This window comes from Pseudoroseomonas sp. WGS1072 (assembly GCF_049340465.1).
In the GTDB taxonomy this organism is placed as follows: domain Bacteria; phylum Pseudomonadota; class Alphaproteobacteria; order Acetobacterales; family Acetobacteraceae; genus Pseudoroseomonas.
Window position 1 is genome coordinate 630,752 of record NZ_JBMPSU010000001.1, and the last position, 23,780, is coordinate 654,531.

General features: G+C 68.4%; 22 protein-coding genes. 9 read left to right on the plus strand and 13 right to left on the minus strand.

The features are described 5' to 3' along the window. Window positions 1-221: 221 nt before the first annotated feature. The 3 genes from ACF3NH_RS03070 (at window position 222) to ACF3NH_RS03080 (ending at window position 2,874) form a co-directional block, all read left to right on the plus strand. A complete protein-coding gene (locus ACF3NH_RS03070; RefSeq protein ID WP_422921820.1) occupies window positions 222-644 on the plus strand; it encodes a CopG family transcriptional regulator in 423 nt (140 codons plus the stop codon). A gap of 150 nt (window positions 645-794) precedes the next feature. Continuing rightward, window positions 795-2,063, plus strand: a complete 1,269-nt coding sequence (locus ACF3NH_RS03075; protein ID WP_422921821.1) for an extracellular catalytic domain type 1 short-chain-length polyhydroxyalkanoate depolymerase — start codon at window positions 795-797, stop codon at window positions 2,061-2,063. Window positions 2,064-2,139: 76 nt separating this feature from the next. Beyond that, window positions 2,140-2,874, plus strand: a complete 735-nt coding sequence (locus tag ACF3NH_RS03080) for an IS6 family transposase (protein ID WP_422921822.1) — start codon at window positions 2,140-2,142, stop codon at window positions 2,872-2,874. Window positions 2,875-3,010: 136 nt separating this feature from the next. Here the strand turns inward: ACF3NH_RS03080 and ACF3NH_RS03085 are convergent, their stop codons facing one another. Genes ACF3NH_RS03085 through ACF3NH_RS03115 form a run of 7 tightly spaced genes read right to left on the minus strand, consistent with a single transcriptional unit; the run spans window position 3,011 to window position 9,710 of the window. Further along, window positions 3,011-4,531, minus strand: coding sequence for an AMP-binding protein (locus ACF3NH_RS03085; RefSeq protein WP_422921823.1), 1,521 nt, complete (start codon window positions 4,529-4,531; stop codon window positions 3,011-3,013). Further along, window positions 4,528-5,541: an NAD(P)H-dependent flavin oxidoreductase gene (locus ACF3NH_RS03090; RefSeq protein ID WP_422921824.1), complete on the minus strand. Its 1,014-nt coding sequence runs from the start codon at window positions 5,539-5,541 to the stop codon at window positions 4,528-4,530. Before ACF3NH_RS03090 ends, ACF3NH_RS03085 begins: the two co-directional genes overlap by 4 nt. A gap of 1 nt (window position 5,542) precedes the next feature. Continuing rightward, the gene (locus ACF3NH_RS03095) at window positions 5,543-6,358 is read right to left on the minus strand and encodes an SDR family NAD(P)-dependent oxidoreductase (RefSeq protein WP_198365789.1); all 816 of its coding nucleotides are present in this window, start codon (window positions 6,356-6,358) and stop codon (window positions 5,543-5,545) included. Window positions 6,359-6,367: 9 nt separating this feature from the next. Further along, window positions 6,368-7,162 carry an enoyl-CoA hydratase/isomerase family protein gene (locus ACF3NH_RS03100; protein WP_198365788.1) on the minus strand — a complete coding sequence of 265 codons (795 nt, stop codon included), beginning with the start codon at window positions 7,160-7,162 and terminating at the stop codon, window positions 6,368-6,370. Window positions 7,163-7,174: 12 nt separating this feature from the next. Beyond that, complete coding sequence (locus ACF3NH_RS03105) at window positions 7,175-8,323, minus strand: thiolase family protein (RefSeq protein ID WP_422921825.1); 1,149 nt, start codon at window positions 8,321-8,323, stop codon at window positions 7,175-7,177. Next, the gene (locus ACF3NH_RS03110) at window positions 8,320-8,718 is read right to left on the minus strand and encodes a Zn-ribbon domain-containing OB-fold protein (RefSeq protein ID WP_422921826.1); all 399 of its coding nucleotides are present in this window, start codon (window positions 8,716-8,718) and stop codon (window positions 8,320-8,322) included. The genes ACF3NH_RS03105 and ACF3NH_RS03110 overlap by 4 nt, the downstream gene beginning before the upstream one ends. Window positions 8,719-8,741: 23 nt before the next feature. Next, window positions 8,742-9,710, minus strand: coding sequence for a Bug family tripartite tricarboxylate transporter substrate binding protein (locus ACF3NH_RS03115; protein WP_422921827.1), 969 nt, complete (start codon window positions 9,708-9,710; stop codon window positions 8,742-8,744). A 167-nt stretch (window positions 9,711-9,877) separates the two neighbouring features. On the opposite strand from ACF3NH_RS03115, the gene ACF3NH_RS03120 reads away from it, so the two are divergent. Next, window positions 9,878-10,528, plus strand: coding sequence for a TetR/AcrR family transcriptional regulator (locus tag ACF3NH_RS03120; RefSeq protein WP_422921828.1), 651 nt, complete (start codon window positions 9,878-9,880; stop codon window positions 10,526-10,528). 101 nt (window positions 10,529-10,629) lie between these two features. Further along, window positions 10,630-11,616 carry a Bug family tripartite tricarboxylate transporter substrate binding protein gene (locus ACF3NH_RS03125; protein ID WP_422921830.1) on the plus strand — a complete coding sequence of 329 codons (987 nt, stop codon included), beginning with the start codon at window positions 10,630-10,632 and terminating at the stop codon, window positions 11,614-11,616. Between the two features lie 125 nt (window positions 11,617-11,741). Here ACF3NH_RS03125 and ACF3NH_RS03130 read toward each other — a convergent pair whose 3' ends face one another. From ACF3NH_RS03130 to ACF3NH_RS03140, 3 genes are all read right to left on the minus strand, one after another. Then, entirely contained in the window at window positions 11,742-12,719 is a 978-nt protein-coding gene (locus ACF3NH_RS03130) for a Bug family tripartite tricarboxylate transporter substrate binding protein (RefSeq protein ID WP_422921831.1), read from the minus strand. Further along, window positions 12,716-13,705 (minus strand): Bug family tripartite tricarboxylate transporter substrate binding protein, encoded by a 990-nt coding sequence (locus tag ACF3NH_RS03135; RefSeq protein ID WP_422921832.1) that lies wholly within the window; start codon window positions 13,703-13,705, stop codon window positions 12,716-12,718. The genes ACF3NH_RS03130 and ACF3NH_RS03135 overlap by 4 nt, the downstream gene beginning before the upstream one ends. A gap of 111 nt (window positions 13,706-13,816) precedes the next feature. Further along, on the minus strand, window positions 13,817-14,554 hold the full coding sequence (locus tag ACF3NH_RS03140) for an IclR family transcriptional regulator (protein WP_198365780.1): 738 nt from the start codon (window positions 14,552-14,554) through the stop codon (window positions 13,817-13,819). A gap of 226 nt (window positions 14,555-14,780) precedes the next feature. On the opposite strand from ACF3NH_RS03140, the gene ACF3NH_RS03145 reads away from it, so the two are divergent. Together ACF3NH_RS03145 and ACF3NH_RS03150 are read left to right on the plus strand one after the other, a co-directional pair. Further along, on the plus strand, window positions 14,781-15,926 hold the full coding sequence (locus ACF3NH_RS03145) for an acyl-CoA dehydrogenase family protein (protein ID WP_422921833.1): 1,146 nt from the start codon (window positions 14,781-14,783) through the stop codon (window positions 15,924-15,926). Then, complete coding sequence (locus ACF3NH_RS03150) at window positions 15,923-18,037, plus strand: acetate--CoA ligase family protein (protein WP_422921834.1); 2,115 nt, start codon at window positions 15,923-15,925, stop codon at window positions 18,035-18,037. Before ACF3NH_RS03145 ends, ACF3NH_RS03150 begins: the two co-directional genes overlap by 4 nt. 114 nt (window positions 18,038-18,151) lie before the next feature. Here ACF3NH_RS03150 and ACF3NH_RS03155 read toward each other — a convergent pair whose 3' ends face one another. Genes ACF3NH_RS03155 through ACF3NH_RS03165 form a run of 3 tightly spaced genes read right to left on the minus strand, consistent with a single transcriptional unit; the run spans window position 18,152 to window position 21,191 of the window. Then, on the minus strand, window positions 18,152-18,955 hold the full coding sequence (locus ACF3NH_RS03155; RefSeq protein WP_422921835.1) for an SDR family NAD(P)-dependent oxidoreductase: 804 nt from the start codon (window positions 18,953-18,955) through the stop codon (window positions 18,152-18,154). After that, window positions 18,952-20,025, minus strand: a complete 1,074-nt coding sequence (locus ACF3NH_RS03160; RefSeq protein WP_422921836.1) for a CaiB/BaiF CoA transferase family protein — start codon at window positions 20,023-20,025, stop codon at window positions 18,952-18,954. Before ACF3NH_RS03160 ends, ACF3NH_RS03155 begins: the two co-directional genes overlap by 4 nt. Then, the gene (locus ACF3NH_RS03165; RefSeq protein ID WP_422921837.1) at window positions 20,025-21,191 is read right to left on the minus strand and encodes an iron-containing alcohol dehydrogenase family protein; all 1,167 of its coding nucleotides are present in this window, start codon (window positions 21,189-21,191) and stop codon (window positions 20,025-20,027) included. The genes ACF3NH_RS03160 and ACF3NH_RS03165 overlap by 1 nt, the downstream gene beginning before the upstream one ends. Before the next feature lie 117 nt (window positions 21,192-21,308). On the opposite strand from ACF3NH_RS03165, the gene ACF3NH_RS03170 reads away from it, so the two are divergent. Next, window positions 21,309-22,892 (plus strand): AMP-binding protein, encoded by a 1,584-nt coding sequence (locus tag ACF3NH_RS03170; RefSeq protein ID WP_422921838.1) that lies wholly within the window; start codon window positions 21,309-21,311, stop codon window positions 22,890-22,892. Between the two features lie 26 nt (window positions 22,893-22,918). After that, window positions 22,919-23,770, plus strand: coding sequence for an SDR family NAD(P)-dependent oxidoreductase (locus ACF3NH_RS03175; protein ID WP_422921839.1), 852 nt, complete (start codon window positions 22,919-22,921; stop codon window positions 23,768-23,770). Window positions 23,771-23,780: the final 10 nt, after the last annotated feature.

Here is a 23,780-nt window from a genome sequence, read left to right on the forward strand (position 1 = left end):
CGCCGCGATGCTCGGCTTGTGCTGAACATCGGACAACCCGGCAGAAAACGTTCCGGGAAGTGACGCGCGCCGAGATCCCCGCATCGGCCAACACGGTGCCCACGGCAGCCTCCGCCGAAGCCGCTTCAGGCGATTTCCCGATCTGTCCCTGCCCATGGCTTGAAGATCGCATTCAACCATCCAAATACCATCCACATGGATGGCATAGGGATGGATAAGGGATGGCCGGCAACGTTCAACCGCTAAGGCCCAAGCTCAGCGGCGACACCGAGAAGATCACCGTCAATCTCGGTTACGTCGATCTCGGCCACATCGACCTGCTGGTGCAGGATGGCTTCTACTCCAACCGGACCGACTTCATCCGCACCGCGATCCGCAACCAGATCGAGCGGCACAGTGAGGCGACCAGGCAGTCTGTTGCGCGGAAAAGCCTGGATCTCGGGCTGCAGCACTTCAGCCGTGAGGATCTCGAAGCCATCCGCAAAGCAGGGCAGCGGCTCGACATCCGTGTGCTGGGGCTTGCCAGCATCGCGGCCGATGTCACGCCGGAGCTGGCCCGTGCGACGATCGCCTCGATCTCCGTCCTCGGCGCGCTTCAGGCCAGTGACGCCGTGAAGAAGGCGCTCGCCGACCGTATCCGCTGATCGGCCGGCGCAGCGCCCCACCCCGGCCGATCAATGGCCGCCTGCGCCGCGATGACCAGCTCTCCTCGTCCGCGGTGCTCCACCGCGGAGGGCGGAGCAAGCCTCCCTTCCTGCGCGAAGGCCCGTTCTCGCACATCGAAAGTTCCCGACATGAATGTCCCGCTCTCGAATTCCATGCGGGAGGCGACCCGCCTCACCCGCGAGGGTCGCCTCACCGAGGCTTCAGCGCTGCTGCAGCGCCTGCTGCGTGGTGAATCCGAGGCTGCCGCATCGGCGCCGGATACCGCCGGCCTGTCGGCCGTCGGTCATCCCCGCATCCTGGATATGAACCCCGAGACCGGTGAACTCCTGGAGCCGGCGCCCACCAGGGAGAAGGCATTCGCCGCCGGCTGGCGGACAGCCGCGGGCAGGACGCCGCCGGCCATGCCAGAGGCGCTGCGCGGATTGCTCGACCAGGCCTTCCCCAAAGGCGTGCCGCAGGGGGGACAGGGACCGATGGCAGGCCAGGCATCACAGATGGCCGAACCGGTCCCTGAAGGCGCGGAGTTCGTCGCCGGCTTCGTGACGGATCACGGCAGGCGCCTCGGCTACAAGCTCTATGTCCCGAGCACCTATCAGGGTCGGGCGGTGCCGTTGGTGGTCATGCTCCATGGCTGCACACAGTCACCCGACGACTTCGCCGCCGGCACGCGAATGAACGCGCTCGCGGAAGAGCATGCCTGCCTCATTGCCTATCCGGGCCAAAGCCAGTCCGCCAATGCCCAGAAATGCTGGAACTGGTTCAAGCCCGGCGATCAGCAGCGGGAGCAGGGTGAGCCGGCCCTCATCGCCGGCATCACGCGCCAGATCATGCGCAGCCATGCGGTCGATCCGCGTCGTGTCTATATCGCCGGGCTGTCGGCCGGCGGCGCCGCCGCCGCCATCATGGCGCAAGCCTATCCCGATCTCTACGCTGCCGTGGGCGTGCATTCCGGCCTGGCCTGCGGGGCGGCCCGCGACATCCCCTCGGCCTTCGCCGCGATGCGCCAGGGTGCCGCGGTTCCGCCGCAGCCTGGTCACCCCGGCCCGGCTGCGCCGCGCCCCCGCATTGTCCCGACCATCGTCTTTCACGCCGATCAGGACAGAACAGTGCACCCCCGCAACGGCGACCAGGTCATTGCTCAGTCCAGCGCGTCGGGCGTCCTGCGGGTCAAGGCGGTGCAGAACGGGCAGGTGCCGGGCGGACATGCCTATCGTCGCACCATCTACGCCGATACGGCGGGAAAGCCGCTGCTGGAGCAGTGGCTGGTTCACGGCGGCGGCCACGCGTGGTCCGGCGGCAGCCCCGCAGGAACCTATACCGACGCCCGTGGCCCCGACGCCTCGCGCGAGATGCTGCGTTTCTTCCTGGAACACCCCAAAGACAGTAGCGCCGGGTGAGCGCTCCTCGGCCATTCACGGGAGCCGGTTCTGTTGCATCTTTTGTGGTCTGGCGCGATCGGGGCCAAGCTGGGGTATGTCACGACGACAGCTGGCGAAACTCCGGACGGATCCGATCTTCAAAGGTCGGCAGTTTACGGCGGAGGTGATCCTCTGGGCAGTGCGCTGGTACCTGATGGTCCCGATCAGCTACCGCGACCTCGAACTCATGCTGCAGGACCGCGATGTCAGCATCGCGCACACCACCATCTTTCGGTGGATCCAGGCCTATGCACCGGAGTTGGAGCGGCGGCTCCGGCCTTATCTACGCCTGTCCAACGGATCATGGAGGGTTGACGAGACCTATGTCCGGGTGAAGGGGCGCTGGATCTACCTGTACCGGGCGGTCGACAGCCGTGGGCAGACCATCGACTTCCTGCTCTCGGCCAGGCGGGATGCCGAAGCCGCGAAGCGCTTCTTCCGCAAGGCGCTTGGACAGCCACATAGAGTGAACCCGCGCACCATTGCGGTGGACAGAAATCCCGCTTACCCGTGCGCCACGGCAGAGATGAAAGCGGACGGCAAATTGTGGCGCTTCGCCCGCCTGCAACAATACAAGTTCCTGAATAGCATTGTGGAACAAGCCCACCGGCGTGTGAAGCGCCTGATCAGACCAGGGCTCGGCTTCAGCGGTTTCCATACAGCACGACGAACACTGGCGGGCTACGAGGCGATGGCAATGATCAGGAAGGAGCAGGTTCGGGATATCGGCGGACGAGACATGCGGGCCCAGGCCAACTTCATCAACAAGCTGCTTCTTCCCGCTGCCTGATTTGGCTACCATCGTGTCTATTCGCGGCTACCGACAATCTTCGCAACGGAACCTCCGATAGGGGTGTTCATTTCTCCGGCGTTCGAGACTTCATCCTCCCGCCTACGGGGCTGTCACGCGGATAGTCAGGCGCAGCTCACGGCCTGTCCGCACCATAGGCTTCCCGCAGTCGTCGCTTGAAGATCTTGCCCATACTGTCTCGCGGCATGTCCGGCACCAGCCAGATCCGGCGCGGCACCTTGTAGCCCGCTAGCCGCACCTGCAGATGCCCACGGATCGCCGCATCCATCGGCGCGGCACCGGACCTGAGCTGGACGGCGGCCACCAGGGCCTCGCCATATTCCGCGTCCGGCACGCCGAAAATGGCGCAGTCCAGCACATCGGGATGCGTGATCAGCGCTGCCTCGATCTCGGCCGGATAGATGTTCACTCCGCCGGAAATCACCATGTCCCGCTTGCGATCGGTGACAAACAGGAAGCCTTCCGCGTTCAGATGGCCGACATCGCCATTGGTGACATGGCCGTCGCGCTCCACGCGGGCGCGTTCCTCCGGCATGTTGTGATAGGTGAAGGGCAGCGCATTCGGGCCGGAATCGACGAAGATCTCGCCGGTCTCGCCGGGCGGCAGGATACGGCCCTCCTCATCCAGGATGCGGATAGAGGTGCCGGGCAGTGCCCGCCCCACCGTGCCGGGAAAACGCAGCCAGTCCGCGGCGCTGCAACTGGTGATCAGGCTCATCTCGGTCGAACCATAGGTTTCAGAAAGGATCGGGCCCCACCAGTCGAGCATGGCGCGCTTCACCTCCGGCGCGCAGGCGGAACCGCCATGCGTTACCCCTTCCAGCGAGGAAAGGTCGTAGCGCGCCCGTACCGCCTCCGGCAGCTTCAGCAGTCGCACCAGCATGATCGGCACCAGGGCCAGATGCGTCAGGCGATGCGCCTGGAGGGAGTGCAGCAGTTCCTCCGCATCGAAGCGCGGCAGTACCAGGATGAGCTCGGCTTGGGCCAGCGCCACCCGCGCATTGGAGGCCGGGCCGGCATGGTAGAGCGGCCCCACCACCGCCGTCCGCATCCCCGGTCGCGCCCCGCCGGCCAGGGTGCGGATGCGCCGCGCGGCGTCATGCTGCTCCGGCGTGCCGGGCAGCCGGCGCACGCCCTTGGCCCTTCCGGTGGTGCCGGAGGTATAGAGCATCATCCCGAGCGAAGGCGGCGTCGGCGCCGTCCAGGGCGGTTGGGCATCGCGCCAGGCCGGCCAGTCCAGTGTACCTTCCGGTGCTGCGGGGATCGCGCCTAGGCCATAGGCTGCGGCGATCTCCGGCGGCGTCGGTACCACGATCACCGCCACCTGCGGCGGCACCAGGGGTTCGATATGCGGCAGCAGGTCGGCATGCACCACCAGCACTCGGGCGCCGCTGTCCTGCAGCACATGCCCGGCCTCCTCGGCGCGAAAATGCCAATTGATGGCAACCAGCGGCGCGCCTAGCCGGTCGGCGGCGAGGATCACTTCCAGATAGGCGGGCTCGTTGCGCAGCATCACGGCAATGCGCTCGCCGGCGGTGACGCCCAGCGCGGCCAAGCCGCTGGCGGCGCGTGCGGCGCGGTCGCGCAACGCCGTCCCGTCGATGTTGTGCGTGCCGAAGAGGATGGTCTGGGTCATGCGGACACCATGTCCAGGGTCAGGCCGGCCAAGCGCCGTCGCGCCGCGACCGCCTCTGTCATCAGCCGGTCGAAAATGGCTTCCATCGGCTCCACCATGTCGCAGAAGGCAGCTGCGGGGCCGCAGGAGAGCATGCCGCGTTCCACATCGCCATCGCGATAGGCATGGTCGCGGGATCTCGTGCCACCGACGAGGTCGGCAAACTCAGCATGGTCGCGGGCGCCGGCCGCCTCCCGCCGGAGCACCTCACGGGAGGTCGCATTCTCCAGCACCCGCCAGGCGCCCATGGGGTGCGTGCCGGCAAAGGTCACCACGGAGGAATCCTGTGCCGCCGCAACGATGCGCGCTTTATAGGCGGGATGCGCCCAGATCTCCGCCGCCGCCAGCAGGCGGGAGCCGAGCAGCACCCCTTCCGCGCCGGAGGCCAGGGCGGCGAGAAGGCTCTCCCCGGTGCCGATGCCGCCCGCGACCACCAGGGGCACGGAAAGCTGCCGCGCCGCCATGGGCGCCACCACCAGCGACCCCAGCTGGGCGGCGCCGGGATGGCCACCGGCCTCCACCCCGATCAGGCAGATGGCATCCGCCCCGGCGCGCTCGGCATTCAGCGCATGGCGCAGCAACGGGCATTTGTGGATGGCGATGCCGCCCGCGGCATGGATGCGATGGATCAGGTCGCCCGGGGCACGGCCCACCGTCTCGAAATGCCGCACGCCGGCGCGCAGCGACAGCTCCAGCCAGGCTTCCAGGCGAAGATTGTGCCCCTCCACCTTCGAGACATTGAGGTTCACGCCGAAGGGCAAGCCGCCGGTCAGCTTGCGGCACTTTTCCAGCTCGCGCGCGAAGCCATCCGGTTCGGCAAAGGAGCGCGGTGTCAGGAAGGCCATGCCGCCCGCCCGCACCACGGCGGCGACATAGCGCGCATCGGACAGCCACATCAGCCCGCCGGCCAGGATCGGGTGACGGATGCCGAAGAGGTCGGTCAGGCGGGTGCGGAAGACGGGGAGATGCATGTCAGGGCATCGCATAGCCGCCGCTGGCGCCGATATGCTGCCCGGTGATGAAGGCGGCACGATCGGAGGCCAGGAAGGCGACGACGCCGCTGACATCCTCCGGCCGCGACAGCCGGCCCAATCCCTTGGCCGCGGGATAGGCGTTCAGCATTTTCGCCAGGCGCTCATTGGTCTCCGGCGTGGCATCGGCGCTGGTCGCCTGGCCAGGGGCGATGCCCTCATGGCTGACCGCGCCCAGCACCACCACATTGGCGGTGATGCGGTCACGCCCATGCTCCTTGGCCAGGGACTTGGTCAGGCCGATGATCGCCGCCTTGGCGCCGGAATAGGCGGCCAGCCGCGCCTCGCCGATCCGCCCCGCCTCGGAGGCGATCGAAATCACCCGCCCCCATTTCTCCCCGACCATGTCGGGCAGCACGGCGCGGCAGCAATACATGGTGCCGTAGACGTTCAGCTCGACCGTCTGGTGCATCTCGCTGTCGGGCGTGTCGATGAAGGTCGGCGGCATGCCCCCCTTGGCGCGGCGACCGGGGGTGACGCCGGCATTGTTCACCAGGATGGTGATGGGGCCGAAAGCCTCTCGCCCGCGTGCCACCAGGGCTGCCACGGAATCTGCCTTGGTAATATCGCCGGGGGAGGCCGTGGCCTCGCCGCCCGCCTCGCGGATCTCCCGCACCACCGCCTCGGCGCGCTCAGGAAAGAGGTCGTTGACGATGACCTTGACGCCCTCGGCGGCCAGCTCGCGGCAAATGGCCCGGCCGACGCCCTGGCCGCCGCCGGTGACAAGGGCCACGCGACCCTGCAGCTTCAGTTCCATGCGATCCTCTCAGCGCCCGACGAAGGCAGGCTTGCGTTTCTCGACAAAGGCGCGGAAGCCTTCTCGGCGGTCCTCGCTGTCGGTCAGCATGCCGGCGGCATAGCGTTCGAGTTCGAAGCCGGCCTCGATGCCGCCCTGCATGCCGGCATTCACCGCTCGCTTGGCGAAGGCCACCGCCAGCGGCGGCATCTCTGCAATCTTGCGCGCCGTCTCCATGGCGGCGGCCAGCACGTCGCGCTCCACCACCTTGCTGACCAGGCCGATGGCCAGGGCCTTCTCCGCCGTCAGGTGCTCGGCGGTGAACATCAGCTCCTTGGCCATGCTGGCGCCGACAACTCGCGGCAGGGTTTGGGTGCCGCCGGCGCCGGGAATGGCGCCCAGCCGCACTTCCGGCAGGCCCATCCGTGCATGCGCCACCGCGTACCGGATGTCGGCGGTGAGCGCCAACTCCATGCCGCCGCCCAACGCCACGCCATTGATGGCGGCGATCAGCGGCCGCTCGAATTCCTGCATTCCGCGGATCAGCTGGTGCGTCGCCTTCTGCGCCATGAAGTATTCCGGGCCGGTGCGGCGCAGCTCGGCGCGTTCCTTGATGTCGGCACCGGCGCAGAAGGCGCGGTCGCCGGCCCCGGTCAGGATGACACAGCGTAGCCCGGCATCCTCCTTGGCCAGGCGGAAGAAGGCAGTGGCCAGATCCTCCTTCATGCTGCCGCCAATGGAATTCATCCGCTCCGGCCGGTTCAGCGTGACGGTCGCGACGCCCTCCACCTGCTCATAGATCAGCGTCGACAATTCCTCGCGCATGGCGCTTCTCCCTCAATCCCGCTGCAGCACATGGCCGACGGCGACCGAGCCCAGCCCGATCATGTGCGCGAGCCCCGTGCGCGCGCCCGGATGCTGGCGCCCCTCGGCCTCGCCGCGCAGCTGCCGCACGATTTCCGCGACCTGCCCGGCGCCGGTCGGCCCGATCGGATGACCCATGCCGAGCAGCCCGCCCGAAGGGTTCACCGCGCAGCCGCCGCCGCCAATATCCCAGCGCCCAGCCCGCAGCTGCGCCGCGCCCTGGCCCAGCGGGCAAAGGCCGAGCGCCTCCGCATAAACGATCTCCTCAATGCTGAAGGCGTCGTGCAGCTCGATGATATCCACCTCGCCCATGGCGACACCGGCCTGTTCCAGCGCCGCCAGGCCGGAGCGCTGCACCATTTCCACCAGGCTCCAGCCCTCGTCGGCAACAGCGTGCTCGGAGGAAGCGACGGAGGAGAGCACGCGGATGGCGCGGCCGCGATCCAGCCCGTGGCGGCGGATGGCCTCCTCGCTCGCCACGATCACCGCGGCGGCGCCTTCCCCGCGCGGGGTGCATTGCAGAGAGGTGAGGTCGCCGGCCACGCGGTTGCTGTTCAGCACCTGCTCCAGCGTGCGGGGCTTGCGGAACTGGGCGTAGGGATTGCGCGCGGCATTGCCGTGGTTCTTCACCGCGACAAGCGCCATCTCCTCCGGCGTCAACCCGTAGCGGTCGCGCCAGGCGCGGGCCATCAGGGCGAATTTCACCGCGGGGATCTCGGCGGCCGGCGTCAGGCGAGGGATGCCATCCTTGTGCGCTGCGCGCTGGCCGCTGCCGAACTTGTCGACGCCGAGCGCCAGCGCAACCTCGTGCTGGCCGCTGGCCACCATCAGGCAGGCCGTGCGGAAGGCGGAGGAGCCGGAGGCGGAGGCATTCTCCACCTGCATCACCTCGAGCCCGGTGGAGCCAATATGCCGCAGCATCACCCGCCCCGCCGCCATGCCGATGGCGCCGGTGCCGATGGCGGCGAAACCCACCGCCGGCCAGTCCAGCCCGGCATCGGCCAGGGCTTGGCGAAGCGCGGTCAGGCCCAGCGTGACATAGGGGATTTCGGTCGGGAACTGGTAGGGATGCATGCCGATGCCCACCACCCGCACCGGACGCATCTCGCGCAGGCCGCTCATGCCGCGCCCTCCAGCATGCGGAAGCGGCAGACCAGCAGTGGGCCGCGCTCGCTGTCCTCCGGCACCAGCACGGCCTGGACCAGGGTGCCGGGCGGCACTTCCTCGGTGCCTTCCAGGATGCCATCCAGCACCGGACCTTCCTCCAGCCGCAGCCGCGCTACCAGCAGCGGTACCGCCATGCCGGGGGAGAGCGGCTGATGGATGGTGATGCAAGTCAGCACCGTGCCGCGGCCGCTGAGTTGGATCGGCTCCGCCGCCTCGGCCGGTGTGGCGCCGATGCCGTACGCGGTGCGGGGGAAGGCGATGGTGCCCGTGGCGGGATCACGCAGCGCCAGCAGCACGGCGCCGTCGCCGGTGCCGGAGGGCGCGTAGAGCCCTGGGTCGCGAAGCGGCAAATCCGTCTCTCCCTGGAAGGGGGTCATTGCGGGTGCAGTCCCGCCACGGCCACGCCGCGCGCGGCGCGGGCGCGCTCATCGGCGAAGAAGCGAGAGAGCTCCTCGGGCCCCAGATAGGCGGGGCCATTGCCGACCTGGCGCAGCCGCTCCGTCACCTCGGGCTCGGCCAGGGTGGCGCGCATGGCGGCATCCAGCCGCTGCAGCTGCGGCTCCGGCAGGCGGGCCGGGGCGGCGAGAGCCGTCCAGCTCTGTACCACCACCTCCGGGTAACGCGTGGACAGCAGCGGCAGATCGGGATAGGCCAGATCCGGGACGCTACCGCCATTGGCGATCACCCGCACCCGGCCAGATTCCAAATGCGGCGCCAGCGGGCCGCGGCTGTCGAACAGGAAATCCACCTCCCCCGCCACCAGCCCGTTCATGGCGGCGGCGCTGCCGTGATAGGGCACATGAGTGGCCCGGGCACCGACGGCGTTGAGAAAGATCTCCGCCCCCACATGCATGGCGAAGCCGATGCCGGGGGAACCGTAATTGGCCGCATCGCCCTTGCGCCGGAGGTGCGCGACCAGACCATCCACATCGCGCACGCCGGTGGCGGCGGGCACCGCCAGCAGGAAGCCGCCGGCGGTGATGCGCGAGACCAGGCGGATGTCGCGCACCGGATCGAAGGGCAGGTTGCGGAACAGGTGGGGGTTCAGCGTGACGATGCCGCCGGAGAGCAGCATCAGCGTCTGCCCGTCCGGCGCGGCGCGGGTCAGGAATTCAACCGCCAGATTGCCGCCGGCGCCAGGGCGGTTGTCCACCACCACAGCCTGGCCCAGGCGCTGCGCCAGGCCGGGCTGCACAATGCGGGCGATCAGGTCGGTAATGCTGCTGGGGGAGGAGCCGCAGACCATGCGGATCGGCTGGGCGCCGCCCTGAGCAGCGGCCACGCCCGGAAGCAGCGCGGCAGTGGCCATGGCGGCCAGGGCCGCGCGGCGCGGCATGGACATGGAGGCTTCTCCCCTGCTTCGCGCGTTCTCTGCCCGCATGGGGCGATCCGCGCTTGTGACTTCATGGTACCCTAAGTGACTTTTGAGTCAACTCCAATGCGCCGATGGTCACGCGGCTTGCGCCGCGGCGCTGGGCCGGGCAGATGACGGGAAGCAGGAAGGCAGGGATGACCCGGACGGCAGCCGAGAAGAAGCCAGCACGCTGGGCGGATGCCGTCCCGGCCCGCGAGGCGCAGTACGAAAGCAAGCGCCGCGCCCTGGTGCGGGAGGCCGCCCGCGCCTTCGGCCGGCGCGGCTTCCACAACACCTCGCTGGAGGAGATCGCGGAGACGCTCGGCGTGACCAAGCCGGCGCTCTACCGCTATGTCCGCACCAAGCACGAGATCCTGTTCGAGGCGAAAAGCATTGCTTTCGATGCCGGCGCCCGGGCACGGGAGATGGCAGCGGAAGGCAGCCAGGATCCTCTGGAGCGGCTGCGCCTCTACATCGTCCACTATATCGACCTGGTGACCAGCGAGCTCGGCTCCTATGCGGTGCTGGCGGAGCCGGTGACCTCGCTGCCCCCGGAATATGCCGAGCCGATCCGCGCCCGCATGCGAGAAGCCGATCGTGCTCTCCGCGCCATGGTGCAGGCAGCCATGCAGGCCGGCGCCATGCCACAGGGCGATCCCCGCTTGGCCGTCGCCTTCTTCATGGGCGCCATCAACCACATCGCCCGCTGGTACACACCCGAAGGCTCGCTAAGCGGCCGGCAGATCGGCGAGATCTTTGCCGGCTTTGTGCTGAACGGCCTGCGGGGGCCGGCGCCGCCGGGCTGATCCGGCCAAACTTGACTCTATAGTAACTTCCGGGACCAATAGGTCACGCTGCCGGATGGCGGCTGGCGGCGTCTTGCGCCGACCGGAAAGGAGGAACCGTTATGACCTGGACCCGTCGGGGCGCCATCGCCCTGGCCGGCACCCTGCCCCTTGCCCGGGTGCCGGGCCTGCGGGCACAGCCCGCGCTGCCGCCTGGCTATCCTGCCAAGCCGATCCGGCTGCTGATCGGCTTCGCCCCCGGGGGTGCCACCGATATCGCCGCCCGGTTGGCCGCCCCCATCCTGTCGCAGCTGCTGGGGCAGCAGGTGGTGCCGGAAAACCGCTCGGGCGCCGGCGGCAACCTGGCGACCGAGATGACGGCCCGCGCCCCGGCCGATGGCTATATCCTGCTGATGCTGACGCCCGGCCAGATCGTCACCAACCCGCTACTGATGCCGGTGCCCTATGATCCGGAGCGCGACATCAGCATCATCGCGCGCATGACCGCGGGGCAACTGGTGATGGTGGTGCCCAGGGCCTCCCCCTTCCAGGACCTGCCGCAGCTGCTGGCCCGGGCCCGCGCCGGCGGCCCGCCGCTGTCCTACGGCACGCCTGGCCCCGGCACCTCCCAACACATCGTCATGGAGATGCTGAAGAAGGAGGGCGGCTTTCAGGCGACGCATGTGCCTTATCGCGGCAGCGGCCCGGCGGTGACCGACCTGATCGCCGGCAATATCGACTTCATGATCGACAGCGTCAGCCCCACCCTGCCGCATGTTCACAGCGGCGCCCTGCGCGCCATCGCCGTGACCGGCACGGAGCCGCATCCGGATTTCCCCGGCGCGGTGACGCTGAACAGCCTGGTGCCGGGCGTGGTGATGACCACCTGGCTGGGCCTGGGCGCGCCGCCGGGCCTGCCGCCGGGCATGGTGGATTACCTGACCGACATCGTCCGCAGGGCGGTGCAGGATCCGGCCTTCGCTGGACGTATGAAAGAACTGGGCGGGCAATCCGCCTGGCTGGGACCCGCCGATTTCACCGCCATCCTGGCAGCGGAACGCAGGAGCATCGGGGCGGTGATCCGCAACGCCAAAATCCGCCTGGAGTAGAGAAGCATCTTCTCTCTTAAGAAAAGAAGCGAAGACAGTTCCTCAGTTGGTGCCTCGCCTGAACTGTGAAGCGGGACGCCAACTGACAAGAATTTCTTGGTTATTACAAAAAAAGAACGTCGTTTCTACAATGGCTGGGCTCCGGAGCGCCGCACCACCTCCGCCCAGCGCGTCATTTCCGTCTCGACGAAGCGGCCCAGGGCCTCGCCGGCCATCTCGTCCATCGGCCGGCTGCCATTCCCTTCGCCATAGGCCCGCAATTCCGGATCCCGCAGCATGGCGGCAGCCGCGGCGGACAGCCGCTGCACCACCGCCGGAGGCGCCTCGGCCGGCAGGAACAGCCCCGACCAGGCGGAGGACCAGGCCTCCGGCAGGCCGATCTCGGCAACGGTAGGCACATCCGACAAGGCCGGAATGCGCCGCTGCGCGGTAACCGCGAGCGGCCGCATCCGGCCATTGGCCACATGTTCCCGCGTGGTGGCGACATAGTCGAACATCACATCCACCGTGCCCGCCATCAGGTCGGTCAGCGCCGCAGCGGCCCCGGTATAGGAGACATGGGTGGTCTCGATCCCGGCCACGGATTCGAAGAGCACCGCGGTCAGGTGGGTGGAGGTACCGACCCCCGCATGCGCCAGATTGACCCGGCCGGGATGGGCGCGGGCGAAGGCGATGAATTCCGCCGCATTGCGATAGGGCCGCGACGGATTGGCAACGAAGACATTGGAGGATTCGAACAGTCCCTGGATCGGCGTGAAGCTGCGCACGGGGTGATAACCGAGCCGGCGATACAGGGCCGGCGCCCCGGCCATGGCGGCATTGGTGCCATAGAGCACAGTATAGCCATCCGGTGCCGCCCGGGCCACGTATTCGGTGCCGAGCGTGCCGCCGGCGCCGGGGCGGTTCTCGATCATTACCGTCTGGCCCAACTGCTCGCCCAGCTTGCGCGCGGCCAGGCGCGAGGTGGAATCCGTCACACCCGCCGGGGTGAAGGGCACCACCCAGGTCAGGGCGCGGCTCGGGTAGCGCTCCTGCGCCAGGGCCGGCGCCGCCAGCGCGGCAAGGCCGGCGCCCAGGGCCCGGCGGGTCAGCGGCGCGTTCATGAGGGCTGCGCGCCGGAACGGCGGACGATCTCCGACCAGCGCGGGATCTCCTCCTGGATGAAACGGCCGAAGCGCTCCTTGTTCAGTTCCACCATGGGGCGGCTGCCATTGCTTTCCGCCACCTGGCGGATCTCAGGGTCGCGGATCACCGCTTCGGCCGCCTCGGCCAGGCGGTCGACAATGGGCTGTGGCGTGCCGGCAGGCAGCAGGATGCCGGACCAGCTGGCGGAGAGCGCATCCCCCAGGCCCAGTTGCGCCACGGTGGGTACCTGCGGCAGGGCCGGGATCGGCTCGGCCGCGGTCACCAGCAGCGAGCGCAACCGACCGCCCTCGATATGCGCGCGGGTAGCGACGGCATAGTCGAACATGATGTCGATATTGCCGGCGATCAGGTCGTTCAGCGCCGGGCCGCTGCCGGGATAGGGGATGTGGGTCATCTCGATCCCCGCCACCGTCTGGAACAGCACCGCCGCCAGATGCGTGCCGGTGCCGACACCGGACGTGGCGAAGTTGATGCGGCCGGGATGCCGCTTCGCGTAAGCTACCAGCTCCGCCGCCGTGCGATAGGGGCGGGAGGGATGCACCACCAGCACATTGGGCGTCTCAAACATGCCCTGGATGGGGATGAAGGAGCCCATCGGGTCATAGGGCAGCCGGCGGAACAGGGCAGGCGCGGTGGCCAGCGTGCCCTGGGTGCCATAGATCATGGTGTAGCCATCGGCGGCCGCGCGGGCGGCCAACTCGGTGCCCAGCGTGCCGCCGGCGCCGGGGCGGTTCTCGATGATGATGCTCTGGCCCAGCCGCTCGCCCAGCTTGCGCGCCACCAGGCGCGAATTGACGTCGGTGATGCCGGCCGGGGTGAAGGGCACGATCCAGGTGATCGGCCGGTTCGGATAGGTGCCTTCGGCCCGGGCAAGGGGCAGGCCCAGCGCCGCCGCCAATCCCCCGCACGCGCCGCTCCAGGCAGCCCTTCGGGTGATCCGCATGGTTGTTTCCTCCCTTTCGGCCATCCTGCCGTTACCTCCGAGTCACCGGAATTACCTTCAGGATATCGGAGACCAATCGGGAATCAACACGACTTTATGGAGATACGGCCTTCAGGGGCCGAAGAGCAGCGGGCGCGCCTCCTCCAGCGCCGCCAGATAGCGCTCGCGATTGGCCTCGAGCCGCGACACCGGCCCGCCAAGGGAGATCGCCACCGGCTCGCCGCCCACCAGCCCGGCGATGGCGATACCCGCCACCCCCTCTCCCGCCTCGCCCGAAACCCAGGACCAGCCGCGTGCGGCGATCTCGGCCACCGCTCGTTCCAGCGCCTCCGGGTCGGTGATGGTCTGCGGGCCCAGGGCGCGCAGCGGGCGGGATTGCAGCAGGCGCCGCCGCTCCTCGGCCGGCATCAGCGCCAGCAGAGCCTTGCCCAGTGCCGAGGCATGCAGTGCCAGCCGGTCCCCCGGCCGCAGCATGTAACGCAGCACATGGCTGCCTTCCTGGATCGCCACTACCTGCACGCGATGCCCGTCGGGCCGGCCGCAAAGCGCCGTCTCGCCGGTTCTTTCGCTGAGCATGGCAATGGCCTCGGCGGCGAAGGTAACGATGGGATCTCGTGCCGCCGCTTGCTGTGCCAGATCCAGCAGCCGCCGCGTGGGATAGAAGCGGCGGGAGCGCAGGGTGCGCAGCAGAAAGCCCGCCTCATGCAGCGTGTGCAGCAGGTCGGAGGTGCTGCTTTCCGGCAGGCCGATGAGCCGGGCGACCTCCGAATTGGACAATTCCCGCTGCTCGCGGGCGAAGGTCTCGAAGACGGCCAGGGTGCGCAGGGTCGCCGGAACGGTGGTCGGCATCGGGAGCCCTCAGGGTTTCGAACAGGAAGGAGACGGCGTTAGAGGAGCCACCGCCATCTGACCAGCGCACGCGAGACGTGACTCCAAAGACAGTTTGTTGACTTGAAAGTCACTTCGACTAGCATGGCCGCATCGAAGGAAAGGCCACGGCTGCGGAAGGTCGGGCGGGAGGGAATGGTCATGGTGGCGCGCGCATGCATCGGTCCAGCACGGTCCGGAGGTCCCGATGGCCATTGACCTTTCCCCGGAGCAGGAGCTGCTGCGCGACAATGTCCGCCGCTTCCTGGAGCGGGAGGTCACCCCGGTGATCAACCGGCACGAGGCGGCGAAGACCTTCCCCTTCGAGCTGCTGGGGGAGCTGCGGCAATTCGGCTATCTCGGCGGGCGCCTGCCGGAGGCGGAGGGCGGCTTCGGCCTGGACTACGTCACCTGGGGCATGCTGCTGGAGCAGACCGGCTACTGCTGGATGTCGCTGCGCACGCTGGTGAACATCACCAACGGCGCCATCAACCGTCTGCATGCCTATGGAACGCCGGAGCAGAAGGCGCGCTTCCTGCGGCCGCTGCTGGAGAACACCCGACGCGCCTGCTTCGGCCTGACCGAGCCGGAGGTGGGGTCCAATGCCGCCGGCGTGCAGATGCGCGCTGACCGGCGCGGCGATCGCTACCTGCTGAACGGCCGCAAAATGTGGATCACCAACGGCGCCAATGCCGATTTTGCCATCGTCATCGCCCGCACCTTCAGCCCGGATTGCGAGGGCGGGCTGTCCGCCTTCATCGTCGAGCACAGTGACGGCTACGAGGTGCGCCCGCTGGACACCATGGTGCTGCGCTGCACCGGCACGGCGGAGCTGGGCTTCAGCGACATCAGCATCCCGCGCGAGAACCTGCTGGGCGAGGAAGGCGGCGCCTTCCGCCATGTGCTGAAGGGGCTGAACGCCGCACGCGTCAACATCGCCATGGGCGCGGTGGGCGCGGCACAGGCAGCACTCGACCTTTCCATCGACTACGCGAAGACGCGCAAGCAGTTCGGCAAGCCGATCGGCAGCTTCCAGCTGGTGCAGAAGCACATCGTCGACATGACCATCCGCACCGAGGCGGCGCGCGCCCTCTCCTACAATGCCGCGACCGCGCTGGATCGCGGCCGCGATGCGCGCACCGAATGCTCCATCGCCAAGCTCTATGCCACTGAGGCGGCGCATGAAGTGGCCAGCATGGCGCTGCAGGTGCATGGCGGCATGGGCTACTCCACCGATTACCCGATCGAGCGCATCTTTCGCGACACCCGCGGCGGCATGATCCCGGAGGGCACCACGGAAATCCAGACGCTGATCGCCGGCCGCGAGATCCTGGAGCTTTCGGCGCTGTCATGAGCGGCTTCTCCGATCTTTCCCCGCTTTTCGATCCGCGCTCCGTCGTGCTGGTCGGCGCTTCCGAGCGTGCCGCCAGCGTCGGCGGGCGCACGCTATCGAACATCCTGGATCATTCGGAGTTCCGCGGCGCGCTGCACCTCGTGAATGCCACGCGGTCGGAGATCCGCGGCCGCGCCTGCCACCGCCGCGTCGCCGACCTGTCGGAGGTGCCGGAGCTGGCGGTGATCGCCGTCCCCGCCGCCGGCGTGATGGAGGCGCTGCGGGACTGCGCCGCGCTGGGCGTGAAATACGTCATCATCTTGTCCTCCGGCTTCGGCGAGACCGGCGAGGCAGGCCGCTTGGTGGAGGCAGAGATGCAGGCCCTGGCGCGCGCCAGCGGCATGCGGCTCTACGGCCCGAACTGCCCGGGCGTCACCAATATCAACAAGCGGCTGGGCTTCACCTTCTCTCCCGCCTTCTCACATGACCTGCGGCCGGGCCCGATCGGCCTGGCGACGCAGGGCGGCGGGCTGGGCCGCAACCTGCTGCAATCCATGGAGCGCGGCACCGGCTTCGCGCTCTGGTGCTCCACCGGCAACGAGGTGGATCTGCAGGTCGCGGACTTCATCCATTACATGGCCGGCGCGCCGGATGTACGGGTGATCGGCACCATCCTGGAAGGCATCAAGGACGGGCCGCGCTTCCTGGCCGCCGCCCGCGCCGCCGCCGAGGCGGGCAAGCCCATCGTCGCGCTGAAGGTCGGCCGCTCCGCTTATGGCACGCGCGCCGCCGCCTCGCACACCGCCTCCCTCACCGGCTCCGCCGAGGTGAACAGCGCCGCCTTCCGCCAGTTGGGCATCATCGAAGTCGATGACATCGACGAGCTGGTCGATGTCGCTTCCCTGCTCGCCCGCGGCCGGCCGCGAGGCGGCGAGCGCATCGCCATTTTCGGCTCCTCCGGCGGCGCCTGTGCCCTCGCGGCCGACATGGTCGGCCAGGCCGGGCTGGTGCTGGCCGATCTGGCGCCGGAAACCACGGCGGCGCTGGCGGAAAAACTGCCGCCCTATGCCGCGCTGGGCAATCCGGTGGATACCACCACCGTCACCCTGACCAATCCTGGCGTGATTGAGGAAACCCTCGCCGCTGTCGCCAACGATCCAGCCGTGTCCCTGGTGATGATGCCCATGCCGCTGGATTACGGCAGCGTCTCACAGACCGTGGCGGAGCGCATAGTGGCGGCCCAAACGAGATCACCTATCCCGCTGGTTCCAGTCTGGATGAGCGAGCGCACCGGCGCCGCCTATCGCTGCTTCGCCGAGGCGGGCATGGTGCCGATGCGCAGCCTGCGCAATGCCGCGAAGTCCTTCCGCCGCTTCATTGACCATGGCGCCTGGCAGCCCGGTATCCTACCCCAAGGCCTGGGGGCCGGCCTGTCCGAGGCCCCGACCCGCACCCTATCCGAAGCCGAGGGCAAGGCCATGCTGCGCGCCGCGGGCCTGTCCGTGCCGCAAGGCCGGTTGGCCACCAGCGCCGAGGCGACCGCCGCCGCCGCCACGGAACTGGGCTTCCCCGTGGTGTTGAAGATCGCCAGCGCGGAGATCCTGCACAAATCCGACATGGGCGGCGTCGCGCTGAACCTACGTGACGCGGCGGCCGTACGCGATGCCTTCGCCGCCGTTACCCGCGCAGCCGCCCAGCACCATCCCGCTGCCCGCATCGACGGCGTGCTGGTGGAACGCATGGCCCCCTCCGGCGGCGTGGAATTGCTGCTCTCGGTCTCGCGCGATCCCGTGCTGGGCCATGTCATGACCTGCGGCCTGGGCGGCATCCACGTGGAACTGCTGCGCGACCTGTCCCGCCGCCTGCTGCCGGTCGATGCGGCCGAGGCGCAACGCATGCTGCGTGAGCTGCGTGGCTTCCCGCTGCTGCAAGGCATGCGCGGCGCCGTGCCTTGCGACCTGGATGCACTGTCCCAATCCATGGCAGCGCTTTCCGCCCTTGTGGAAGCGCAACCGGAGCGCATCGAGGAAATCGAGATCAACCCGATCCGCAGCGGTGCGGATGGGGCGCAGGTACTGGATGCGGTGGTCACGCTGCGCGGGGTAGAAGAAAGCAAAGGTTCTTTCTTGTAAAAAAGAACCAAGAAGCTTTTCTCATTTTGGCGTTCGGCTGCCGGCCTCCAGGCGGGACGCCCAACAAAAAAAAGTCCTTTGCTTTTCTTCTTCAGAGAAAGAAGAATCCCTTTCCTACCTTCGATCCGGCAGATCAAGCGACGTCGTCGCCGTCGCCCCCGCATCCACCGGCAGGATCACACCCGTCATCCAGCGCGCATACCCCGAGGCCAGGTAGAGCACGGCCGCGCCGCAATCCCAGCCCGTGCCTTCGCTGCGCAGCAGGGACCGGTTGCGGCGGGCTTCGCGCATCTCTTCTGTCATGCCGCCGGCATAGACCATGGGCGTGTGCAACATGCCCGGGCAGACGCAGTTTACACGGATATTGTCGCGCGCATGATGCACCGCCATGGCACGCGTCATGTTCACCACCGCGCCCTTGGAGGTCGGGTAGAGCAGGTTCGGCGTGCCGCCGCGCAGCCCGGCGACCGAGGCGATATTGACGATCGTCCCGCCGCTGCGCCGCGCCATCTCCGGCACGGCGAATTTTGCCATCAGCATCATGGAGGTGACATTGACCAGCAGCCCGTGATTCCACTCGGCCAGATCGACATCGACCGCGGTGCCGCGGGCGCCGCCGATGCCGACATTGTTGACCAGCACATCCACCCCGCCGAATCGCGCCACGGCCTGGGCGACGATGTCGCGGCAGGCATCGGGCTGCGTGACATCGGCTTCCACCACCAGGGATTCGGCTTCGATCATTTGCGCCGTGCGCTCGGCCCAGGCGCGGTTGCTGTCCACCAGCACCACCCGCGCGCCAGCCTGCGCCAGCAGGATGGCGGCGGCGCGGCCATTGCCGATGCCCTCCGCCCGCGATCCAGCGCCGGTGATGATGGCGACCTTGCCCTGAAGCTCCTGTGTGATGCCGGGCGTCATGCCTGCTTCTCCGCCTTGCCGCCCAGCGCCGGCGCTTCCGCCAGATCCTCCATCCCCTGCAGCCGCACCGGAAAGCGCGCCAGCGGGCCAAGCACGGTCGGCATCATTGCACCGCGCACCACGAATTGTGGGAATTGCGGCAGCTCGGCCGGTGACACCACGGGGGCGGCGGGGATATCGGCGGCCAGTAGGCGCTGCAGCAGCGGCTCGCTCTCCTCCTCGGCGCAGCGGGTGGCGATCAGCGCATTGATCGCCTCGGTCTGCGGCACGCGCTGCGCCATGCGGGCATGGTCGGCCGTGTCGAAAGGCGCCAGCATCAGGCTATTGGCCAGCCGGGCCCAGAAATGATCCTCGAGCGCGCCGATGCTGATCGAACGACCGTCGCGGCAGGCGAAGGCGCCATAGCCGGGGCGGGCCAGCGCCATGCGGCGCTGCGCTTCCAGATCCTCGGCGCCCGCGCCGGCGAAGCGGCCCAGCCGCGGGTTCATCCAGTGTAGCGCGCATTCCGCCAGTGCCACGTCCAGATGCTGGCCACGCCCTGTGGTGGCACGCTGCAGCAGCGCCGCCAGCACGCCCGCCAGCCCATAGACAGAGCCGCAGAGATCGGCCACCGGCACGCCTGCACTGCCAGAGGAGATTGCCTTCAGACCGGCCACCGAAAGATAGTTCAGGTCATGCCCCGGCACCGCGGCATAGGGCCCGTTCTGGCCATAGCCGCTGAGCGAGACATAGATCAGCTTCGGGTTGCGCGCCGCCAAGCCGGAATAATCCAGCCCGAGCCGCGCCATCACCCCAGGGCGGAAGCTTTCGATCAGCACATCGAAGTCATCGGCCAGGGCCTGCGCCTGTGCACGTCCCTCGGGCTGCTTCAGGTCGATCAGCACGCTGTCCTTGCCGCGGTTCACTGCGCCGAAAACGCCCGGCGACATACGCCGCACCGGGTCGCCCGCCGGCGGACGCTCCACCTTCAGCACCGTGGCGCCCAGCTCCGCCAGGCAGCCGGTCAAGAAGGGGCCGGGCAGCAGCTCTGAGAAATCCAGGACGCGGAGGCCGTGCAATGGCGCCGGCATCAGATCATCTCCTCGTAGAGGGCCATGGCTGCGGCCGCATCCAGCGGGCGGGGATTACCGCGAGTGGCGGCGCTCAGCTGCGCCTGGCGCGCCAGCTCCGGAATCATCTCTGGCCGCACCCCCAGCGCGCCCAGCCGCGAGGGCATGCCGAAGCGGTCGCGCAGCCCGGCGAAATGCGCGACCAACCGCTCCGCCGCTTCCGCCTCACCCTCCTCGGCGCCGACGATGCCGATCATCCGGGCAATTCCCGCATATCGCGCTCCGGCGACGGGCATGTTGAAGCGCATCACATGTGGGCAGATCACGCCGAGCGATTCGGCGTGGGTGCAGTCGGTCAAGGATTCTACCGGCGTGGACAGACCATGGATCGCATCCACCCCCTTCAGATGGATGCCATGGCCAGCTAGGTAGCTGGCCAGCATCATCTGCGACCGGGCCTCCAGATCCTGCCCATTCTCCACCGCGCGCCCAATATGCGCGGCGGCGCGGCGCATGGCATCGGCGCCCACCATCTCACCGATCGGATGCGGGCGGTTGGAGGTCAGTACGCCCAGCGCATGCATCAGCACGTCGAAGCCGGTGGCCGCCGTGGCGCGCGGCGGCAGACTGACCACCAATTCCGGGTCCAGGATGGTCAGGACAGGGCGGATATGCTCGCTGCGCAGCACCAGTTTGCGGCGCGGCGTCTTCAGCACCGCGCCCAACGTCGTCTCGCTGCCGGTACCGGAGGTGGTGGGCACGGCGACGAAGCGCAGCGGCGCCTGCGGCACCTCATGGATGCCGTCATCGAACAGTGCGTCCAGGCTGCGGCCGGTGAAGCGGCGCAGGCAGGCGCCCTTCACCGCATCCAGCGTGCTGCCGCCGCCCAGCGCCACCACCGCGTCGCAATCCTCTGCCTGCCACAGGGCCAGGATGGCCTCCACCTCTGCCTCGCGCGGATTGGGGCTGACGCCGGCATAGACGACCACGGACAGGCGGGCATCGTGCAGCAGCGCGGCCAGACGCGACACCAGACCCGCCGCCTGCAGCCCAGGATCGGAGGCCAGCAGGACGCGCGTGGCACCAAGGCCGCGCAGCCTGTCGCCAAGCTGCGTGATGCTACCTGGACCGAAGATGGCGGGATTCGGCCAAGTCACACCGAAAGCGGAAAGCGCGTCGCCGGTCATTTTGGTCCTCCCACCCGCCACGAAGGCTTGTCGTCGCAGCTTGCTACGACATGTTGTAGAGAACTACAACATGTCGTACTTAAATGACATGATGGGCAAGCCGGCTGGGAGGCCAAGATGGTGATCAGCGAGCAGCAGCGCGCATCCTCAGTCCATGATGGCGGCACGATCGGCGACATGATCGTCACCCTGCTGGACCGCTATCCGCAGCGCATCGCCTTCATCGACGGCGCGCGCCGCTTCACCTACGCCGAGACACGGGACGCGATCAGCCGTGCCCTGCAGCAATTGCGGGCCCTCGGCCTTCGGCGTGGCGACACGGTGGTGCAGCTTTCCGGCAACCGGCCGGAGGTCTTCTTCGTCACCGCGGCGATCTACCTGCTGGGTCTGCGCTCCGTGACGCTGCAGGCCATGGGCGGCATCGAGGATCACGCCTATATCCTGGACCATTGCGAGGTGCGGCTTCTGCTGGCCGATGCCGCCTATGCCGGCCGCGCGCGTGCCCTGCGCGACCGCTTGCCCGCCGTGCCGCATTGGTATCTGCACGAGGCCGACGCCGAATTTTCCGGCTTCTGGGCGGAGGCCTCGCGCTTCACGCCGGCGCCTCTGCCTTCAGAGGCCACGCCGGACGACATCATCCGCCTGGCCTATACCGGCGGCACCACCGGCCGGCCCAAAGGCGTCATGCTGCCCGGCCGCGCCACCCTGACCCAGACCCTGCTGCTGATGGCCGGGCGCGCCTGGAGCGATGCACCACGCTTTCTCTGCCCCACGCCGATCTCGCACGGCGCGGGCGCCACGCTGATCCCGGTGCTCTGGCGTGGCGGCACGATCATCCTGCAGCAGGGCTTCGACCCGGACCGCTTCCTGGATGCACTGGAACAGCACGGGGCCACCGCCACCTTCCTGGTGCCCACCATGGTCTACAAGCTGTTGGATCATCCGCGCACACGGCAAACCGATTTCTCCCAGCTGGAGACATTGATGTATGGCGCCGCGCCGATGTCGCCCGCGCGCATCCGGGAGGCGTTGGCGGTCTTCGGCCCGGTGCTGCAGCAGGGCTATGGTCAGACCGAAGCGCCCAGCGCCATCCTGACCCTGTCGCGCCTGGATCATCTCGACGCCGATGACAGCATCCTGTCCTCGGCCGGCAAGCCCTACCCTGGCATTGCCGTGCGACTGCTCGACGATGACGACCGGGAGGTGCCGCAGGGCGAGGTGGGCGAGATCTGCGTGCGCGGCCCGCTTGTCATGGCCGGCTATCTGAAGCAGCCGGAACAGACCGCGGAAGTCTTGCGCAACGGCTGGCTGCATACTGGCGACATGGCCTATCGCGATGCGCGCGGCTTCTTCTTCATCGTCGACCGCAAGAAGGACATGATCATTTCGGGCGGCTTCAACGTCTTCCCGAAGGAGGTGGAGGATGTGCTGACCGCGCATCCGGCGGTTTCTGCCGCCGCCGTCATCGGTGTGCCGGACGCCAAATGGGGCGAGGCGGTGAAGGCCATCGTGGTCTGCCGCTCCGGATGGCAGGTCTCGGCGGAGGAACTGGCCGCGCATGTGAAGGCGAGGAAGGGCGCGGTCGCTACGCCGAAAACGGTGGATTTCGTCGCGCAACTGCCGCTGACCGTGCTGGGCAAGCCGGACAAGAAGGCCTTGCGCGCGCCCTATTGGGAAGGCCGGACCCGCGCAGTCGGCTGAGGCCGCCCATAGCAAGGAGAACCGCAATGAATCTCGCCCCCGGCTTGCCCGATCCCGGTCGGTCGATGCATGCGGAAAGCCTGGGCCAGGGGCCGCGCGGGACGCGGCTGGCCGGCCGCCGCCTGCTGCTGGTCGGCGCCGGCCAGCGCGCCAGCGCGGAGCCCGATCCGCCAATAGGCAATGGCCGCGCCATGGCCCTGCTCTTCGCGCGCGAAGGTGCGAGGCTCGCCTGCCTCGACTTGGTGACAGAAGCTGCCGAAACCAGCTGCCGCATGATCGAGGCTGAGGGCGGCCGCGCCTTCCCCCTTACCGCCGATGTCGCCGATGCGGCGGCGATCCCTCCTGCCGTCATGCAAGCCGTGGCTGTGCTGGGTGGGCTGGATGGGCTGGTGCTGAATGTCGGCATTTCCACCCGGCAGGAGGTCGATGCCTTGACCGTAGCGGATTGGGACCGCGTCTTCGCCGTCAATCTGCGCAGCAACATGCTCTTCGCCCAGCAAGCGCTGCGGGTCATGGCGCCGGGCGGATCGATGCTGCTGATCGCTTCTCTGGCGGGGTTTCGCGCCGCCTCCCGCAATCCGGCCTATGAGACCTCCAAGGCGGCGCAGATCGCGCTGGCCCGCAGTCTAGCCCGCGCGGGGGAGCCACGCGGGATCCGCTGCAATGCCCTGGCACCTGGGTTGATGGACACGCCCATGGGCCGCGATGCCAGCCGCAACCGTCAGAATCGCGCCGCTGCCGTTCCCTTCGGACGTCAGGGCACCGGCTGGGAGGTGGCGCATGCCGCGTTGTTCCTTATCTCCAACGAAGCCGCTTATGTGAACGGCGAGTGCTTGGTCGTCGATGGCGGCCTGGGCGTAGGCATTGTGCGGGACTAGGAGGCAAGCC

Excerpts from the sequence above, each read along its gene's own strand:
- ACF3NH_RS03070 (WP_422921820.1), top strand. The coding sequence starts at position 222 with ATGGCCGGCAACGTTCAACCGCTAAGGCCCAAGCTCAGCGGCGACACC.
- ACF3NH_RS03075 (WP_422921821.1), top strand. The coding sequence starts at position 795 with ATGAATGTCCCGCTCTCGAATTCCATGCGGGAGGCGACCCGCCTCACC.
- ACF3NH_RS03080 (WP_422921822.1), top strand. The coding sequence starts at position 2,140 with ATGTCACGACGACAGCTGGCGAAACTCCGGACGGATCCGATCTTCAAA.
- ACF3NH_RS03085 (WP_422921823.1), bottom strand. The coding sequence starts at position 4,531 with ATGACCCAGACCATCCTCTTCGGCACGCACAACATCGACGGGACGGCG.
- ACF3NH_RS03090 (WP_422921824.1), bottom strand. The coding sequence starts at position 5,541 with ATGCATCTCCCCGTCTTCCGCACCCGCCTGACCGACCTCTTCGGCATC.
- ACF3NH_RS03095 (WP_198365789.1), bottom strand. The coding sequence starts at position 6,358 with ATGGAACTGAAGCTGCAGGGTCGCGTGGCCCTTGTCACCGGCGGCGGC.
- ACF3NH_RS03100 (WP_198365788.1), bottom strand. The coding sequence starts at position 7,162 with ATGCGCGAGGAATTGTCGACGCTGATCTATGAGCAGGTGGAGGGCGTC.
- ACF3NH_RS03105 (WP_422921825.1), bottom strand. The coding sequence starts at position 8,323 with ATGAGCGGCCTGCGCGAGATGCGTCCGGTGCGGGTGGTGGGCATCGGC.
- ACF3NH_RS03115 (WP_422921827.1), bottom strand. The coding sequence starts at position 9,710 with ATGTCCATGCCGCGCCGCGCGGCCCTGGCCGCCATGGCCACTGCCGCG.
- ACF3NH_RS03120 (WP_422921828.1), top strand. The coding sequence starts at position 9,878 with ATGACCCGGACGGCAGCCGAGAAGAAGCCAGCACGCTGGGCGGATGCC.
- ACF3NH_RS03125 (WP_422921830.1), top strand. The coding sequence starts at position 10,630 with ATGACCTGGACCCGTCGGGGCGCCATCGCCCTGGCCGGCACCCTGCCC.
- ACF3NH_RS03130 (WP_422921831.1), bottom strand. The coding sequence starts at position 12,719 with ATGAACGCGCCGCTGACCCGCCGGGCCCTGGGCGCCGGCCTTGCCGCG.
- ACF3NH_RS03135 (WP_422921832.1), bottom strand. The coding sequence starts at position 13,705 with ATGCGGATCACCCGAAGGGCTGCCTGGAGCGGCGCGTGCGGGGGATTG.
- ACF3NH_RS03140 (WP_198365780.1), bottom strand. The coding sequence starts at position 14,554 with ATGCCGACCACCGTTCCGGCGACCCTGCGCACCCTGGCCGTCTTCGAG.
- ACF3NH_RS03145 (WP_422921833.1), top strand. The coding sequence starts at position 14,781 with ATGGCCATTGACCTTTCCCCGGAGCAGGAGCTGCTGCGCGACAATGTC.
- ACF3NH_RS03150 (WP_422921834.1), top strand. The coding sequence starts at position 15,923 with ATGAGCGGCTTCTCCGATCTTTCCCCGCTTTTCGATCCGCGCTCCGTC.
- ACF3NH_RS03155 (WP_422921835.1), bottom strand. The coding sequence starts at position 18,955 with ATGACGCCCGGCATCACACAGGAGCTTCAGGGCAAGGTCGCCATCATC.
- ACF3NH_RS03160 (WP_422921836.1), bottom strand. The coding sequence starts at position 20,025 with ATGCCGGCGCCATTGCACGGCCTCCGCGTCCTGGATTTCTCAGAGCTG.
- ACF3NH_RS03165 (WP_422921837.1), bottom strand. The coding sequence starts at position 21,191 with ATGACCGGCGACGCGCTTTCCGCTTTCGGTGTGACTTGGCCGAATCCC.
- ACF3NH_RS03170 (WP_422921838.1), top strand. The coding sequence starts at position 21,309 with ATGGTGATCAGCGAGCAGCAGCGCGCATCCTCAGTCCATGATGGCGGC.
- ACF3NH_RS03175 (WP_422921839.1), top strand. The coding sequence starts at position 22,919 with ATGAATCTCGCCCCCGGCTTGCCCGATCCCGGTCGGTCGATGCATGCG.